16 protein-coding genes are annotated in these 17,970 nt (G+C 45.9%); all 16 read left to right on the forward strand.

Going from position 1 to position 17,970, the window contains the following annotated elements; translation table 11 throughout:
• Positions 1 to 191 precede the first annotated feature (191 nt).
• The 16 genes from glmS (at position 192) to menE (ending at position 17,864) form a co-directional block, all read left to right on the forward strand.
• On the forward strand, positions 192 to 2,024 hold the full coding sequence (gene glmS, locus CCC71_RS03280) for a glutamine--fructose-6-phosphate transaminase (isomerizing) (RefSeq protein WP_021841586.1): 1,833 nt from the start codon (positions 192 to 194) through the stop codon (positions 2,022 to 2,024).
• 161 nt (positions 2,025 to 2,185) lie between these two features.
• The gene (trpS, locus tag CCC71_RS03285) at positions 2,186 to 3,172 is read left to right on the forward strand and encodes a tryptophan--tRNA ligase (protein ID WP_021841585.1); all 987 of its coding nucleotides are present in this window, start codon (positions 2,186 to 2,188) and stop codon (positions 3,170 to 3,172) included.
• 46 nt (positions 3,173 to 3,218) lie between these two features.
• Entirely contained in the window at positions 3,219 to 3,707 is a 489-nt protein-coding gene (locus CCC71_RS03290; protein WP_021841584.1) for a hypothetical protein, read from the forward strand.
• A 255-nt stretch (positions 3,708 to 3,962) separates the two neighbouring features.
• Entirely contained in the window at positions 3,963 to 4,778 is an 816-nt protein-coding gene (locus CCC71_RS03295; RefSeq protein ID WP_021841583.1) for an amino acid ABC transporter substrate-binding protein, read from the forward strand.
• Positions 4,779 to 4,894: 116 nt separating this feature from the next.
• Complete coding sequence (locus CCC71_RS03300) at positions 4,895 to 5,557, forward strand: amino acid ABC transporter permease (RefSeq protein WP_021841582.1); 663 nt, start codon at positions 4,895 to 4,897, stop codon at positions 5,555 to 5,557.
• Between the two features lie 11 nt (positions 5,558 to 5,568).
• Positions 5,569 to 6,327 carry an amino acid ABC transporter ATP-binding protein gene (locus CCC71_RS03305; RefSeq protein WP_156703893.1) on the forward strand — a complete coding sequence of 253 codons (759 nt, stop codon included), beginning with the start codon at positions 5,569 to 5,571 and terminating at the stop codon, positions 6,325 to 6,327.
• An 18-nt stretch (positions 6,328 to 6,345) separates the two neighbouring features.
• On the forward strand, positions 6,346 to 7,587 hold the full coding sequence (locus tag CCC71_RS03310) for a hypothetical protein (RefSeq protein WP_156703891.1): 1,242 nt from the start codon (positions 6,346 to 6,348) through the stop codon (positions 7,585 to 7,587).
• Positions 7,588 to 7,781: 194 nt separating this feature from the next.
• Complete coding sequence (locus tag CCC71_RS03315; RefSeq protein ID WP_021841579.1) at positions 7,782 to 8,249, forward strand: universal stress protein; 468 nt, start codon at positions 7,782 to 7,784, stop codon at positions 8,247 to 8,249.
• A gap of 63 nt (positions 8,250 to 8,312) precedes the next feature.
• Positions 8,313 to 9,887, forward strand: a complete 1,575-nt coding sequence (locus CCC71_RS03320; protein ID WP_021841578.1) for a DUF2157 domain-containing protein — start codon at positions 8,313 to 8,315, stop codon at positions 9,885 to 9,887.
• On the forward strand, positions 9,877 to 10,518 hold the full coding sequence (locus tag CCC71_RS03325; RefSeq protein ID WP_021841577.1) for a hypothetical protein: 642 nt from the start codon (positions 9,877 to 9,879) through the stop codon (positions 10,516 to 10,518). Before CCC71_RS03320 ends, CCC71_RS03325 begins: the two co-directional genes overlap by 11 nt.
• 129 nt (positions 10,519 to 10,647) lie before the next feature.
• Positions 10,648 to 10,944, forward strand: a complete 297-nt coding sequence (locus CCC71_RS03330; RefSeq protein WP_021841576.1) for an ArsR/SmtB family transcription factor — start codon at positions 10,648 to 10,650, stop codon at positions 10,942 to 10,944.
• A gap of 221 nt (positions 10,945 to 11,165) precedes the next feature.
• Positions 11,166 to 12,329, forward strand: a complete 1,164-nt coding sequence (locus CCC71_RS03335; RefSeq protein ID WP_226974236.1) for an isochorismate synthase — start codon at positions 11,166 to 11,168, stop codon at positions 12,327 to 12,329.
• A gap of 198 nt (positions 12,330 to 12,527) precedes the next feature.
• Complete coding sequence (menD, locus tag CCC71_RS03340) at positions 12,528 to 14,471, forward strand: 2-succinyl-5-enolpyruvyl-6-hydroxy-3-cyclohexene-1-carboxylic-acid synthase (protein WP_296332952.1); 1,944 nt, start codon at positions 12,528 to 12,530, stop codon at positions 14,469 to 14,471.
• Positions 14,461 to 15,378 (forward strand): 2-succinyl-6-hydroxy-2,4-cyclohexadiene-1-carboxylate synthase, encoded by a 918-nt coding sequence (gene menH / locus CCC71_RS03345; RefSeq protein ID WP_156703885.1) that lies wholly within the window; start codon positions 14,461 to 14,463, stop codon positions 15,376 to 15,378. Before menD ends, menH begins: the two co-directional genes overlap by 11 nt.
• 173 nt (positions 15,379 to 15,551) lie before the next feature.
• Positions 15,552 to 16,394, forward strand: coding sequence for a 1,4-dihydroxy-2-naphthoyl-CoA synthase (gene menB / locus CCC71_RS03350; RefSeq protein WP_006556072.1), 843 nt, complete (start codon positions 15,552 to 15,554; stop codon positions 16,392 to 16,394).
• 18 nt (positions 16,395 to 16,412) lie between these two features.
• Entirely contained in the window at positions 16,413 to 17,864 is a 1,452-nt protein-coding gene (gene menE, locus CCC71_RS03355; protein WP_021841573.1) for an o-succinylbenzoate--CoA ligase, read from the forward strand.
• Positions 17,865 to 17,970 lie beyond the last annotated feature (106 nt).

The raw sequence follows: 17,970 nt of genomic DNA on the forward strand, positions 1-17,970 counted from the left end.
AAGGCGAATAGCGCAGGCACTGATCGGGGACAGCCGATTTCAGTAGACGAGGTAGAGGAGTATCGAAACATCAGCGGATGCCTCTCGGCCGGCTTCAGTCGTTATATAAGTTACAATGTCTATCGGTGACGATGAGAACAAAAGACTTATACGAAGCAATTGGAGTAGTCTGTTTACAGGAGGATACAACCATGTGTGGTATTGTAGGATATATTGGATTTGAAGATGCGTCCCAGTTTATGTTGGATGGTTTGTCTAAGCTCGAATATCGCGGCTATGACTCTGCCGGGATTGCCGTAATCGGTCCGAATAATGTAATTAAAGTGCAGAAAAAAGTGGGCCGTTTGGCTAACTTGGAAGGCATTGTTAAAAACGACCCAAATCCGGGTCATATAGGTATCGGTCATACTCGTTGGGCCACTCACGGCCGTCCGTCGGATATGAATGCTCATCCGCACACCGATGCTAAAGGCTTATTTGCCGTTGTACATAATGGTATTGTAGAAAATTACTTACCGATTAAAGAAGAATTAATCAAAAAAGGTTACGAATTCAAATCCGAAACGGATACGGAAGTAGTAGCCCACTTATTGGCTGACTTATACGACGGAGACTTTGAAGGTACCGTTCGTCGCGTATTACAACGCATCGAAGGTTCTTACTCTTTGGTTATTTTGTGCGCCGACGATCCAAGTCGTATCATTTGTACTAAAAAAGATAACCCTCTCGTTATCGGTCTCGGTAAAGGTGAAAACTTCATCGCTTCCGATATTCCGGCCATTATCAATCACACCCGTGATACTTTTATCATGAACGACGGTGAAGTAGCGGTTGTTACTAAAGATTCCGTACGTGTAAGCGATTTGGCGGGTAATTTAATCAATAAAAAAGTATACCATGTAACTTGGAATGCAGAAGCAGCTGAAAAAGGCGGTTTTGAACATTTCATGTTAAAAGAAATCTACGAACAACCTAAAGCAATTCGCGATACCTTGACCGGTCGTATTTCCAAAGATAACAAAGATGTTATCTTCGAAGAATTGGGTTGGGAACCGGCTGATGTAGCGTCCGTTAACCGTATTTTGATTACTGCTTGCGGTACCGCTTATCATGCAGGTTTGGTAGCTAAATATTATATTGAACAATTGGCGCGCATTCCGGTAGAAGTAGATATCGCTTCCGAATACCGTTATCGCGATCCGTTGACTGATAAAAATACCTTGGCTATTGTTATTAGTCAGTCCGGTGAAACCAGCGACACCTTGGCGGCTTTAAAAGAAGCAAAACGCCGCGGCGCTCGTTCCTTGGCGGTAACTAACGTTGTAGGTTCTTCCATCGCTCGTGAAGCAGACCAAGTAATTTACACTTGGGCCGGCCCTGAAATCGCCGTTGCTTCTACGAAAGCTTACACAACGCAGCTCGTAGCTTTATTGTTACTCGCTGTTTACATCGGTAAATTGAACGGCAAATTGGATGCTGCTTTGGCAGAAAAAATCTTAACCGATTTACATGAATTGCCAACTCTATGCAATGAAATCTTTGAAACGGTTGATGATATTAAAGCATTTGCCAAAAACTACGGTTTCCGTGAAGATGCGTTCTTCTTGGGCCGTTCCATCGACTATGCCGTAGCCATGGAAGGTTCCTTGAAATTGAAAGAAATTTCGTACATCCATGCGGAAGCGTACGCCGGCGGCGAATTGAAACACGGTACCTTAGCCCTCATCGAAGAAGGTGTGCCGGTTATCGCCTTGGCAACCCAGGAAGATGTACGCGAAAAAATGATGAGCAACATTAAGGAAGTTAAAGCTCGTGATGCGGTTGTTATCGGTCTCGGTCTGGCCGGTGATACGGAAATTTCCAAATATGTGGACCACACAATTTTTGTACCACGCTCCGATAAATTTACGGCCCCTATTTTGGCCGTTGTGCCATTGCAGTTATTGGCTTACTATGCAGCCATTACGCGCGGTACCGACGTTGATAAACCAAGAAACTTGGCTAAATCCGTAACGGTTGAATAATTGCTTATTGATTTTTAGAATCCTAACCGTGTCTATATGAAGATGTAGCCACGGTTATTTTTCATGTACAGAATGACGTTTTCGGGGTACAATAATATATAATACATACAAAAGATTTCGCCGGTGTGAGAGAGGACGAAATCTTTATAGGAGGAATTTTTATGTCAGTTATTTTTTCAGGCATTCAACCGAGCGGTGAATTGACCTTAGGCAACTATTTAGGCGCGTTGCGTAACTTTTTGGATTATCAGGAGAGCGATGAATGCTACTACTGTATCGTAAACCAGCATGCTATCACGGTACCGCAAGATCCAAAAGAACTTTTTGCCAACACTCGTCGCTTGGCTGCACTATATTTAGCCGTAGGCCTCGACCCTAAGAAAGTTACCTTGTTCGTACAGTCCGAAGTACCGGAACATGTACGCTTAGGTTGGGTTATGACGACGATCAGCTACGTGGGCGAATTGGAACGCATGACACAGTACAAAGATAAATCGCAAAAACGGGGTGACTCCATTCCGGCCGGTTTGTTGACCTATCCGCCACTCATGGCTGCGGATATTTTGCTCTACCAGACCAATTATGTACCGGTTGGGGAAGACCAGAAGCAACATATGGAATTGACCCGCGATTTGGCCCAGCGCTTCAACCGCGTGTACGGCGAAGTTTTCACTATTCCTGAAATTAAACTCGGCGTGGGCGGTGCTCGCGTTATGAGCTTACAAGAACCGACTAAGAAAATGAGTAAATCCGATGACAATCAGATGGCTACCATTCGCTTGTTGGATGATGAAAAGACAATCGTTAAGAAGATTAAACGAGCTCAGACTGACTCGGAAAACTCCGTTCATTATGACAAAGAAAATAAACCGGGCATTTCCAACTTGATGGGAATTTATGCGGCCATCACCAAAGAATCGTATGAAACCATCGAACAACGCTATGTGGGTCAGGGCTACGGCACGTTTAAAAAAGACGTAGCCGAATTGTTGGTAGACACATTACGCCCGATTCATGAACGTTACAATGACTTAATCGACAGTCCTGAATTGGATCGCATTCTCGACGAAGGGGCCGTTAAAGCTCGTGAAAAGGCAAGCAAAACATATCGTGACGTAGAGCTTGCTATGGGCCTTCATCGTAAATAATTATCTGTATTTAGGGGAACCTTGGGCTGATGCTGGAGGTGGGAATATGGAAGTACGTGAAGTAACCGAACGCTTTCCTTGCGGTGAAGTAGAGGAAACGTTTGCCGATTATATATTAGTATCTTGGGTTATGTGGCTGTTTTTTGGTGCCGTGGCTACTTGGGCCGTGTGGCATTCACAACGCGGTGTGGTTTGGAATCATATCGCGATTGACTACATCATTGTAGGTTTTTGTGTATGGCGCATGACAAGACAAAGACGCCCGTTGGTCTACGTTTGTGAAAAGGGGATTGTCATCAGACGTCGGCCGAGTAGTCTTTGGGAGCGCATTGACATGCTCTGGAATGGTGACCATTACTACAATTTTATTCCGTATGCTCAAATTATCGGTTTTACCGCTAATTGGGAAGAAATCCACATGGTAACCGAAAGCGGGGGTATCCTTATCGTAATGGTGGACTTACAGTTCGTAACCTATAAGGATAAACTTAAATTGTTGTCGGTTATTGATGAACGCAGTCATACTGCCATGTAAATAACAGTGAACGTGCAGCGGTCCGGCTTTTGTCGGACCGTTTTTTGTTAGTGTATAGGCCGAATTTGCTGTTTTGAAATTAAAAAGGCCGGCCGGTCTATTTCATAACTATGACTTTTGGTAAAAGTTCCTATGATTAATTAGAAGTATAAATTAAAATTTAACTCTTTATTTCTTTAGTTAGATAAAGTATAATGAGTTCATGAATTAAAACTAATGCTTTGGATTGAGAAAACAGAAAGAGGGGACTTAGTTATGAAGTTGAAGAAGATGTTGGCCTTGGGCCTGGCAATGTTTACGATGGCGGCGTTTGCAGCCGGTTGTGGTAATGACGCCGATAAAGATAAAGCGGCCGCCACTGAATTACCGAAGAAAATTGTAATCGGTTTGGATGACAATTTCCCACCAATGGGCTTCCGTGATGATAAGGGCGAAATCGTAGGTTTTGATATCGATTTAGCCAAAGAAGTGGCGAAACGAGCCGGTATGGAAGTAGAATTTAAACCAATCGACTGGGACAGCAAGGAAGCAGAACTTAAGAGTAAACGTATCGACGCTTTGTGGAATGGCTTAAGCCTTACACCGGAACGTGAAAAGAATATTTTATTCTCCACCCCATATGTACAGGATAAACAAATCATTGCCGTGCGCGCTGATTCCCCAATCCAAAGCAAAGACGACTTAAAAGGTAAAATCGTAGGTACCCAGCAGGGTAGTAGCGTAGAAGCGGCTGTTGAAAAAGATGCGCAAGAACGCGGTTTTAAAGAAGTGAAAAAATATGGCGACTTCGTTAACGCCTTCATGGATTTGGAACTCGGTCGTATTGATGCCCTCGTAGTTGACGGTATCGTTGGTCAGTTTACCATGACTCAAAAACCGGGCGTATTCCGCTTGGCTAACGGCGACTATGGCGCTGAAACAATGGGCGTTGGTTTCCGCTTAGACGATAAAGCGTTACAAGCCAGAATCAATGAAGTATTAAAACAAGTAATGAATGACGGCACAGCCGACAAGATTGCTGAAAAATGGTTCGGCAACAGTAACTTATTAAATAAAGATGCTTTTAAATAATCGCTTTGTGGCAGTGATGGCGTAAGGCTGTAACCGTTTACACAACCCGGTTAATATAGCAGTGAAGAAAGGAGGTAGTCCTTACCTCCTTTCTTTCTTTGAAAGGAGTCAGTTTGATGGAATTAATAGACTATTTATTGAAGATTACGCCGGTCATCGCCAACGGGCTGGGAGTAACCGTCTCCCTGTTTTTAATCGTATTGGTATTGTCCGTGCCGTTCGGTGTTTTAGCGGCTCTGTTGCGCTTGTCACCTATCGGCATTGTACGCAAAATTATGGCATTCTATGTATATATTATGCGTGGCACCCCGTTAATGTTACAGATCTTATTTATTTACTACGGCTTGCCATTCATTCCTTACGTCGGCGTGCAACTCGACGATACGACGGCGGCGGTTATTTCCTTCGTGCTCAACTATGCGGCTTATTTGTGTGAAATCTTCCGCGGCGGCATTCAATCCATTCCGAAAGGCCAGTATGAAGGGGCCAAGGTTTTGGGCTTTACCTATGTACAGACCATGCGCAAAATTATTTTACCCCAGGTAATCAAACGCGTTTTACCGCCGTTGGCGAATGAAACAATCAACTTGCTCAAAGATACGTCTTTGGTGTATATTTTAGCTATGAACGATGTTCTTAGAATTACGCGCGGTATTGTGCAACGTGATTTTGACACGTCTGCTTTTATCGTGGCGGCTATTTTCTATTTAATAATGACCTTTGTATTGACTAATATTTTTAACTATTTGGAAAAACGTTACGCTGTGTACGATGAATAGGAGGACTACACATGAGCTTTATTGAAATGAAAGAAATAGAAAAAAGCTTTGACGGCCTACCTGTTCTAAAAAAAGTATCCCTGGCTATGGATAAAGGTGAGGTTGTGGCTATCATCGGACCATCCGGTTCGGGGAAATCTACATTTTTACGCTGTTTAGGTCAGCTGGAAGTGATAGACCGTGGTACAATAGTAGTAGATGGTACACCTTTGGTACAGACTGAAGGGGACGGTAATGCCGTGTATACTGATAAAAAGACACAGCAGGCACTCTTGCTTAAAATGGGCATGGTGTTCCAGCAGTTCAATTTATTCCCACACATGACGGTTTGGGATAATATTTTGATTGCCCCGCAAATGGTAAAAGGCATGAAAGCCGCTGATATTGCTCCGACGGCGGAAGCGTTACTTAAAAAAGTAGGCCTCTGGGAGAAAAAGGATGTATATCCGTCCAAATTGTCGGGCGGCCAGAAACAGCGTGTGGCCATTGCCAGAGCATTGGCCATGAATCCGAGCATCATGCTTTTTGATGAACCGACGTCGGCCCTTGATCCGGAATTGACCGGTGAAGTACTGCGTACGATTCAACAATTGGCGGAAGAGCATATGACGATGATTATCGTAACCCATGAAATGGCGTTTGCCCGTCAGGTGGCGGATCGCATCATTTTCATGGCGGACGGCATCATTCAGGAAGAAGGCAAACCGGAAGACGTTTTTACCAATCCAAAGTCACCACGTACCAAGGCATTTTTAGATTCTATGCTATAAGTAAAGGAGACATATGTAATGAAGCAACGATGGCAAATGCGAATTGCTACCTTAGCGGTAGGGGCACTGTTGGGCGTAGTCGGCACCGGCTATGCTAAGAGTTTACCGACTTATGATACGACGAAAGCAACGGCGGAAGCTCAGACTTTTGAAGCTCGCGGGGTTCACAGTGAATCCGATTTACCGGCGGCGTATCAATCGTATGCTACCACGATGATCACAGAAATTCGCGATTACTCTGACGGTTATACATTTACCGTGCCATGGCGTCTCACCAATGGTCGTTATGAATCACAAGCTAAAGATGACGGCAGCACCGAACGCGGTTATTTCTTTAACTTGGCGGAAAGCTCTATTTCCGAGCCATTCCTTGTTTCTTTTACCAAACGTGACAATATTGTGGAAGGCAATGTGAGTTTGCAACAGTGGAACACTACTTGGTATAACGAATCTGTTACGAATATGACGAAAGAACGCTACCTTGCTTTGTGGCGTGAAAACCGCAAGGACTTAAGCGGGTACACCTTAGACGGCGATTTATTCGATTTCAAAGGGGCTACGACGGCTCGTTGGGACTCCTTCGTGCGCAGTGATGCTGGCGAAACCGGTTCTACTTTCTTTGATGCTGAATTTATCATGGCGGCGGACCCTACGCAGCGATATACCATGACCATGATGTATCCTAGCAAATACAATGATTATATGATGCAGGGTGTTGTAAAGAATGTCGTGCCTTCGTTTAAACTTATGAAAGAAAAATATCGCAATACGGGCAACTTGGTATTAACCGATGAAATCAGTTATATTAAACCAAGCGGCTTTAAAGTGGTAACACAAAATAGAAACGGTGCCGTTTTAACCAAAGATTTCTATCGCATCGAAGTGGGCCTATTCCCGATGGATAAAACCGTATCCATCGATTCCCGAGCCAGCTATCCGACTATGACGGCTCGTCAGGAAATTGCCGATTTCTATGTAAATGAATTAGTCACCAATTATGGCGCTACGATTGAAGGTTATAAAACTTTGATTGATAACCATAATACGGGCTCCTTAATCGTAGGCAGCTTACAACGTGGTGAAGGGGTAGCCATTAAGTTTGCTTCTTACATCACCCTTACCGACTCCGGTCAAGCCGTTGTGGCTCGCGTTATGGCGCCGGATAACGGTCAGTTTACCGACGAAGACTTGATGAAAATGGTCGAAGGTGTTCGCATTCAGCACAAAGGCCTTTTGAGTGGCGGTACGGTTATACTGTAAGCGTGTGCAAGAGCTTCTGTTTAGGTTCGCATACGGTGATATTATGAGTATCTCCGCATTAATTTAAAAATTCTAAACTTTTTTTGAAAATTTTTTGAAATAAAAAAGGACTTTTGTAACTCCGTAGAGAATACTTAAGTATAGAAGAAGTCATCGTGAATGAATCGAATCATTCACCAATGGGAGGGATTCATATGCAAGAACAAAATAACGCTAAAGTAGTATACAAGACGATAGTTGTACCGGCTGACGGTTCCGAGAACTCGAAACGTGCATTACAGCATGCTGTTTCGATTTGCGAACGTAACGAAGCACAGCTTGTTATCGTACACGTAGCCAATATCGTGTCCGCTATTTCCAATTTTGACCAGACCCCTATCAGTGGCGGTTATGTATCGGAACAAATCGCGGAAGACATGGAAGAAACAGGTAAAAAGATTTTGGAAGACGTTTCCAAAGATGTACCTGCTGATATTGCTGTTAAAAATGTATTTGAAGTAGGCTCTCCCGGCCCGGCTGTATTAGCGGTAGCTAAGAAGTTTAATGCCGATTTAATCGTAATGGGCAGCCGAGGCCTTGGACCTTTGAAAGGTTTATTTATGGGCAGTGTAAGTAGCTATGTAACCAGTCATTCTACTTGCCCGGTGCTCGTTGTCAAATAAATAGTCACATATGAGGGGCTTTGCTCGCCAAGGGGCAAAGCCTCTTTTTAGAATGGAGGTACTATGAATAAACAACGGATTGTTTGGCTTCATGAACAACTGCCCGAGTGGGAGGCAAAGGGTTGGATTTCTAAAGAACATGCGGCACAGATGCGCGTGTTTTATGGTACCGTAGACACCACTCAGGGGCCTTCGCTCAGAAGGTTATTGGTGTTATTATTAGGGCTGTTGTTAACGAGTTTAGGTGTATTTTTACTCTTTGCCGGTTATTGGTACAGCTTTTCACCGGCCGGTCGTATGGACTGGTGTATTGCGCTCTTGCTCTTGGCGGTTATCGCTTTAGGCTTAGGTCTTTGGAAAGCGCCTAGGGGGAGCATCTATGCGGAAGGCATAGGGCTTTTTTATGTGGCGACCCTTACCATCTCGACGGTGCTCATGAGCGATACCTATTATACGGGTGAAGGCTGGGGCTTTTACGCCCTCATCATAATGCTCCTCACCTTGCCGGTCATATATCTGTTGGGATCCGGCTTCACCATGATGGCCTATCTCTTAATTGGCCTTTTATGGAGCGTATCGGCGCGGGAAGTTACCATGTGGGGTGAACCTGTTTGGTTATGGCTTCTTCTGGCAGCGGGCAGTCCGTTCTTTGCGGAGCAGTTACGTAAACGCACACGCTCATATTTGTCCACGTTGTGGCTCTCATGGGCCTATGTGGCGGCTATTTTCGGGGCGTTCTTTTTTACCATTACGTCGTATAACTTATCGCTCGGTCTATTCTTTGTAGCGTCTTTATCGGCGGCCACTTATGCACTGGGCAGCTTGTCCCGCGAACAGGGTCTCTGGTCTTTGCCGTTCCGCGGTATCGGGGTACTCGGCCTCATGTATGTGGTCGTATACGGTACATTTATCAGTACCTGGCAGGAAGAAGCGGCGGCTTCGGCTGATTGGCTCAGTATCGGCTTAGGAATAGTTGCCTTAATCTTGGTTGCGGGCGGCTTAAATGCACTTTGGCAAAAACGAATGGGCACGGATCTTTTAATCACGTTTTGTCCTATTGTAGTAGGGCTTTTGATGTTGTCTGTTCATTGGGGTGTGACACCGCTAACCGGTTCTATCCTATTTAATGTATATGTAGTATTATTAGCCATTGTCCTCTTGTGGCAAGGTACGGTAACCAAACGTGTAGGTTTGGTAAATGGTTGTATTTTTACCTTCTTAGCTATGATTGCGGCGCGCTTCTTTGATCCTACGTTCTCCTTTGTTGAACGCGGTTTTACCTTTATGGTAACAGGCGTAGCTATTTTTGCGGTTAACTTGTTCTACATGTGGCGTAAGCAATCGCAACAGGCGCAGGTGAATACATCGGTAGCCAGAGCCAATCGACGTTTACGTCGTCGCCAAACCTTGGGTGATGATGAACATATTGAAGTGACGGATACCGGTGAACATACCGAATCGGCCGGTAATTATACGAGTGCGCCGAGCGATGATCGAACGGGGGCAGACGCAGCGAAATCTGCCACTGTTAAAGAAGACGGTAATATGGCCTATACTGCTCGCGAGCAGGAATCGGCGGCCGCTGTAAGTTCTGATAAAACGACGGCACGAAAGGGGGAATCCTCTGATGCGCAATAGAGTTTATATAAAATGGATTCTCTTTATTGTAGTCGGTATTTGTACTTTGCTATCGCCGTTTTTTATTCAACATCGGTCCACCTCATTGTTGCAAGGTGGCGGTGAATATCAATGGCCCGTGTCCTTGTCGCGTACAGCCGGTTGGATTCCGTCCGATTATTTGGAAGTCAGATTTTTAGGCAGTCGCGGACCATGGCAGGGCGGTCGTTTGCCGGTGTATGACCAGGAAGTATATGTGTGGGTAACGGCTAAGCCGAACGGCATCTTGGAAGTAACCGGCGTGTCCGATAAAAAGCCGACTACAGGCGATTATATTTTTGCGCGCGTAACTCGCGTAGATAATACGGATGTAGAATTTAAACTATTATTTAATCGTGTGACCTTGGATTTAAATAAAGTAAATCCCGATTTTTACACGACCTATAAAGGAACTTTATTGGCTACGCTTAAAATCAAAGACGGCCACGGTATCGTTACGGGCGTATATTCGCGCGGTATACCTTTAGAATTGGCTACCCCTGAGAGTGAAGCACAACAGGAAATTGACAGCCGCACACCAATCAATCAAATCGGTGAACCGCAGGCAACTGCTGAAGCAACGGCCGCCATTGACGGGGCGGGTCAAAATTAAACTGGTTAAATTTGCTTGTTTCGTTATATAATAATTAAACAGGCTCTGAAAGCTTTAAGTAACCGTTAGCAAATAGAAGTCTATAAGTATTAGAACGTGAGAATATAAATGGTGTAATAGGAGTTAGGTATGGATGTTGCTCATGCACAAGTAGATGTGCAAGAATTGGCTGATTTGTTTAAAGTGCTGGGAGATCCTACGCGGATTCGCATTGTGCAGCAATTATTGAATAAAGAAATGTGTGTAACGGATATTGCTGAAGCCATGGGTATGGGGCAATCCGCTATTTCACACCAATTGCGAGTGTTGCGCCAAGCGCGCTTGGTAGCATTTCGTAAGGAAGGGAAAACCGTGTACTACAGCCTTAATGACGAACACGTGGTTATGCTTCTCAGTCAGGGAATTGAGCACGTATCCCATCAGTAAAAACAGAATAGCCCTAGGGTTAAACGTAAAAACCGCCTGCAAAGGCGGTTTTATTTTGTTCTGTAAATACAATGTTGCAGACTTAATTTTATGGCAGCGGTTTAATTTTGTTATATGAAGCAGTTGAAAATCGTGGTAAGCCGCATTATGAGAGACATTTTCTTTTGACTGGTGAGAGTGGTATAATAAGATGTTAACGTTATTTATGAATGAGGAAGTTTATGAAATATACAATCTTTCCAACAGATATATGGGAACCCTTAGCTGTTTGGCAACATTTTGAGGGCGAGGAAAGGGTCTATTGGCATGATACGCAGGTTAATCGCGTTATCGTGGCGGCCGGCCGTGTTAAAAGTATTACGGAAGCGGAATTACCGGAGTATCCGTGGGCTTGGTACGGTCAGACTTTTTTTGAAACAGTCAACGATGAAGCATGGCAAAACATGGGGAATGAATTGGTTGTTTTCACCCATTACTATGTACAGGAAGAAGGACGTGCCTATTGGGTCACCGCCGCTGCGGCGCCACCGGTTATTGAATCGGAACCGATTAAGCCGGTAGCACACAGCTATCGCGAAGCGGGGGCCGATGATTATGAAGCCTGGCAGACCTTGTTCGGTCATATTCAAGAAGGTATTGCGTCGGGCGAAGTGACTAAAGTAGTGGCTTCCCGTAAAGTGACGCTGGAAAGCGATACACCGTTTGACAGTACCTCGATTATCGGTCGCTTAGTGGCGCAGAACCAAGGGGCGTTTATTTTTGCCTATAACAAGGGTGACGCCGTATTCCTCGGTGCATCGCCGGAAGTATTGGTGCGTAAGCGCGGTCAGGACTTCATGAGCTATGCCTTAGCCGGTACGATGAAAAAAGATGACATTCATGATCAAGGGGCGCGTCTCTTGGCGGATGCTAAAAACCGCTATGAACACAATATTGTGGTGGATATGATTAAAGCAACCATGAGTGATTTATGCGATAGGGTAGAAGTGAAAGATACGCATATTATGGAACTACCGAATTTGTATCATTTGCGTACCTTACTCTACGGTCATGATACGGAACACTCTATTTTGACCATGGCTAAAGCCCTTCATCCGACACCGGCCATGGGCGGTGAACCGCGGGCAGCGGCGTTGGCCCTTTTACAGCAATATGAGCCGTATGAACGGGGCTTATATGCGGCACCTATCGGTTGGGTTTGCGGGAATACGCCACTTTTCCGTGAAGCGGGCGACGGACTCTTAATCGTAGGTATTCGTTCGGCCCTGATTCATGGCAAGACATTGTATGCCTATGCGGGTTGCGGTGTCGTGGCTGATTCCGATTGCGAGTCGGAATACAAAGAAACAATGACTAAATTACAAACTATTATGCGGGCCTTGTAAGTGGCTTAGGTACCTACAGCTTCGTGGCTAACAGGTTCCTTTGTGGTTAACGGCTTTTTGAACCATCTGATTATAGGCCCTATGAACCAGCCGGTTATAGGCTCTTTGAACCAGCCGGTTATAGGCGTATATCGAAGATTATGATAAAATAAAAAAGCAGGATACGTGTAGTGGTCGTTGTTTTCATGGAGGTGCAGGATGAACGAATATATAGCAGCCGCAGTGGATGAGCTTTTTGAACTTGGTGTGCGCCATGTGGTTTTCAGCGGGGGATCTCGCTCGACGAGTATGGCCGTACCATTCATGGCTCACGGCGGCTACAAAACATATATGAATATTGATGAACGTTCGGCAGGCTTTTTTGCCCTCGGTTTGGCAAAACGTTTGCATACACCGGTGGCTTTGGTATGCACCTCCGGATCGGCAGGCGCTCATTATTTTCCGGCCGTTATTGAAGCGTTTCACAGCCGAGTGCCTTTAATCGTGCTCACTGCGGACCGTCCGCCGGAAGCTCAGTTTGTAGGGGCACCGCAAACGATGGACCAAGTAAAACTCTTCGGTTCTTTCGTGCATCATTTTGAAACCCTCAGTCCCGATATTGCCGGCAGCGGCGCTCTTGAGTCGTCCCTGTATGCGCGTCAGGTAATCCAAAGGGCCTATATGAAAGCCATGGATGTGGTACCGGGGCCGGTACATATTAACGTACCCCTTCGTGAGCCTTTGGTGCCGGATACGAGCGCCGAGCAGTTTGCTAAAGGCCGGTTGAGCGGAGCTAAGCGCTTTGTAACTCAATCGGGTATTATGCGTCTCAGTGAAAATGCCTTAAAGCCTCTGATTGAAGAACTTAAAGGTCGTAAAGGCATTATTTTGTGCGGCCCCGCTACGGGACGCGACGGTGATGATGAGTACTACCGAGCTAATGGTTACGGCAATGGCTTTGAATTTTGCCAGGGCGTAGAAATACGGCCCGGTTTTTACGATAATCCTAAAAACGTAATCAACAATGCCTATGGCACGGCCATGCTAGCCTTAGGTGAAGCTTTGGAAGCGCCCGTACTGGCTGATCCCCTATCGCCGGTTAGAGCTTTGAATCATCCGCTCATCATTGACAAGTATGATGCGTTTTTGAGTAATGAGGAATGGCAAAGTGAGTTGGCACCGGAGTACATCTTGATGATGGGTCAAATGCCGGTTTCAAAACGATTGCAACAATTCATCAAAAAGCATTCCGCAGCTGTTTGTTATCAGATTGATGCGGGGGCCGGGTATCGCAACGGCACGGTAACGACGAACCGTGTTATTCAATGCGACCCCATTGCTTTTGCCTTGGATGTGGCAAAACAGTTGATTTATACCTTATGGGTGCCGGAGATGATTGATAATCTCTTAACCACCAAAGGCGAGTTGAGGACCTTTTTAAAAGCCAAGGAAAATCTTCATAAGAAATTAAGCGACAATGCCTATACGAAAAGTTGGCTGAAAGCACAATATAGAACGAGTCTTTCCATGGCCCGCGTAAGGGAAGAGAAAACTCTCTTTGAGGGCAAGTTCGTGGCCCTCTTGAACGATGGTCTCGATGAGCGAACCTTCATCAAACACGGGGCCCCACAGACGGTGAATGTGGTGGTGGCCAACAGCATGCCGATTCGCGATTTTGACTATTTTTGGCGCCAAGGTAAACCGAATACGCGCGTGTTCGGAAACCGCGGTATCAACGGTATCGACGGCACCGAATCGACAGCGTTGGGGATTGCGGCCGCTTTAGGTGAGCAGACTTTACTCGTGACGGGCGATTTATCCTTCTTCCATGACCTGAACGGTCTTGTGATGGGCAAAAATGAAGGCCTGAACTTAGTAATTGTATTGTTTAATAACGATGGGGGCGGTATTTTTGAATATTTACCGCAAAAAGGCATCGACAATTTCGAATATTTATTTGGAACGCCGCAAGGCCTGAACTACAGTGCCCTAGCTGATTTGATGGGCATTCACTATCAGGCGGTGACGAGCTATGAAGACTTTGAAGACAATGTAGTGCGCGCCATGAAAGCGGGCGGTATCCATGTATTGGAAGTAAAAACAAATCGTGAAGTGAGTCGTGAACTTCACAGAAAGTATACGGTAACTGTGTATGAAAAATGACTTTGACAGTCTTGATGAAACATCAATGTACGATCAAGGTGATCGAGAAGAGATTACGGCTGTGTTGGAAGCGGCCGATGATGTATATATAAGTATTGACAACGTGTCTTATCACGTGGCCCTGCGGGGTGAGGGCATGCCCCTCATTTGTCTCCACGGCTTCGGCGAAGCCGGTGACACGTGGGATAAATTGAATCTCCCCGGTTTTCGCCTCTATTGTGTGGATTTTTTGGGCCACGGCGTATCGGACCGGTCGCACAATCCGGTGCTGTATCAGTTTGATACGGTGCTGCGCCATTTATATACCTTGATTCACACCTTGGTAGGTGAAGAACCATACGGTATTATGGGGTACTCCATGGGCGGTCGCATGGCCTTGCAGTATGCGGCTATGTATGAACCGTCGCGGTTAATGTTCCTCGTATTGGAATCCGCTTCAGCGGGCATTGAAGATATTAATGAGCGGCAGGAACGGGCGGCTGCCGACGAAGTGTTGGCCCACAAAATTGAGACCCACTCCATTGAATGGTTTGAAGAAATGTGGTCAAAACTGCCTATTTTTGCGACTCAGCAAAAACTATCACCGGCGGTGCAGCACACCATCAAAGAGCGTCGTCTCAGTAACACACCGGAGGTGCTCGCCCATACTTTACGCGGCACCGGTCAGGGCATGACGCCCTACGTAGGGAATAAAATTGCCGATTTGGAAATGGAAATCCTTTACGTATCGGGGGCGCTTGATACAAAGTATGATGACATAGGGAAGACTATTTTCGGGTTTTGTGAAAACTCGGCCCATGTGTCGGTCCCTGAGGCGGGGCACAATGTGCACACCGAAATGCCCGATGAATTTAATGATATAGTAAACCTGTTTTTGTCAGATTATAATGACAAAAACATCAGTTGATTAGCTGTTAACTATGAATACTTTATGTGTTTTAGCTGTTAACTATGAATACTTTATGTGTTTTAGTTGTTAACTATGAAGACTTTAAGTGCTTTTTAGATGTATATTAATGTAGCTAGCATTGCCGATTGCAACTGAAATACGGTCGGCAGAGGTTTAAAAAGGAGGCTATTATGAGCAAGTTTGATTGGCAAGTATTGGATCGCGGTTATGAAGATGTAATTTATGAAACCTATAACGGCATTGCCAAAATCACTATTAATCGTCCTGAAATCCGCAATGCGTTCCGTCCTAAAACAGTGGTGGAACTCATTGACGCGTTTACCATTGCTCGTGATGATACCGAAGTGGGCGTAATTATTTTAACCGGTGCCAACCACGGCGGCGATGTGAATAAAGAAGCATTCTGCTCCGGCGGTGACCAGAGTGTGCGCGGTAACGGCGGTTATGTAGGTGAAGACCGCATTCCACGCCTTAACGTGCTCGATTTGCAGCACTTAATCCGCATCACGCCAAAACCGGTTATTGCCATGGTTAACGGCTATGCTATCGGTGGCGGTCATGTACTTCACATCGTTTGTGACTTGTCCATTGCTTCTGAAAATGCTAAATTCGGCCAGACCGGTCCGCGCGTAGGCTCCTTCGATGCCGGTTACGGTGCAGGCTACCTCGCTCGTTTGGTCGGTCATAAAAAAGCCCGTGAAATCTGGTTCTTGTGCCGCCAATACACCGCGCAGGAAGCCCTCGACATGGGTCTTGTTAATACGGTAGTGCCATTTGACCAATTGGAAGAAGAAACCGTTAAATGGTGTGAAGAAATCCTTCAATTATCCCCAATGGCCCTTCGCTTCTTAAAAGCATCCTTCAACGCTGATACCGACGGTCTTGCCGGTTTACAACAGTTCGGTGGCGACGCAACTCTCATGTTCTACACCACCGACGAAGCGAAAGAAGGTCGCGACGCGTTCAAAGAAAAACGTAAACCTAATTTCAAACAATTCCCTAAATTCCCTTGATAGGAGGACGTTTTAATTATGCGATGGTTACGAGAGCGGGCGCAAGCAACTCCCAATCAGCCCTTTCTTGATGGCTATACTTATAAAACGATATATGAGCGCACCGTACTGCAGGCCGGCTTTTTGTCGGCCGTAGTGCGCGGTGAGAACCGCATCGGTCTTTGCAGTGAAAACTCGGTGGACATGGCGGTGATGCTCTTCGCGTTATGGTCCTTAGGGAAAGAAGTATTTTTAGTAAATCCACACCTCACTGTACAGGAGCAGGAACAGCAAGCCCTCGACTTGGGCGTTCATTTAATCTTTGCGTCACCCACGGTGCAGGAACGGGTGGAAGCAACCTGTAACGGTCGTTTTTGCCGACCCCATCACAGTGCGGTCAACGAAGTAGCTTGGCGTACCTGGGGTGCCTTGCCGCCTATGGATGAAACATCCCGCACAAGACTTGTGCAATGCTTTGAAGGTCTCTTGGTGCCGCCACTGATGGATCAGGCTATAGCGGCCATTATGAACACCAGTGCTACAACCGGTTCGGTAAAATCCGTACCCCTTCGCTGGGGGCAGATTGAAGCCCATGTGAAAGCGTCGGCCAAGGTGCTGGGCGTTTCGCCGAACGATAATTGGCTTACCGTACTACCTATGTTCCACGTGTCGGGCTTGTCTATTATTTTGCGGACCTTATATAACGGCACGGCGGCTACGATTATGTCGTCTTTTGACGAAGCCAAAGTCATTGCCGGCATTACGTCCGGTAAACTTACCATGGTATCGTTGGTGCCCACCGTATTGCAGCGCATCATCGATCGTATTGATAACCACGCCTTGCGGGTGGTGCTGCTCGGTGGTGAGTTCATCCCCGATGCGTTGGTGGAAAACTGTTTAGCCAAAGCCATGCCGATTTTTAAGACCTACGGCATGACGGAAACCTTTGCTCAAAGTGCGACGGTGAATGTATTGGCTCATCCGGATAAGCGACAGGCTGTAGGTAAGCCATTACCGGGTGTTGTTATTGAAGTGCGTAATCCCGATGAAACGGGTATCGGGGAAATTTGGCTTCAGTCGCCTATGCTCATGACAGGCTACCTCGGTAAGCCGCCGATTGTTGGCTTTTTCAATACGGACGATATGGGCTATTTGGATGAAGACGGCTATTTATATATTGTGAATCGCCGCCAGGATATTATTATCTCCGGTGGTGAAAACATTTATCCGAAAGAATTGGAAGATTGCCTCTATCGCTTGCCGGGCGTGACGGAATGTGCCGTAGTCCCTAAAGCGGATGAACGGTGGGGACAGGTACCGATTCTCTACTATGCCGGCGAGGCCAGTGTAAAAGCGGTTAAAGAGCACTTGAGTGAAAACTTGGGCCGCTACAAACAACCAAAGGCGATTTGCCGTTTGGCAAAATTACCACGTAATAACTCTGGCAAAATCATGCGTCGCACGCTGATTGACGAAGCGGCGGATATGTAAAATAGAATGATCGGCATGGCAGATTGCTGCGAAGGTAATCGCTATGTGAGGGCGATGCCAACATTTGAAATAAGGCTATGTGGCGTCGATGATATTAATATTGTTT

The organism is Veillonella sp. LMAG:90, assembly GCF_008679445.1.
Classification (GTDB): domain Bacteria; phylum Bacillota; class Negativicutes; order Veillonellales; family Veillonellaceae; genus Veillonella_A.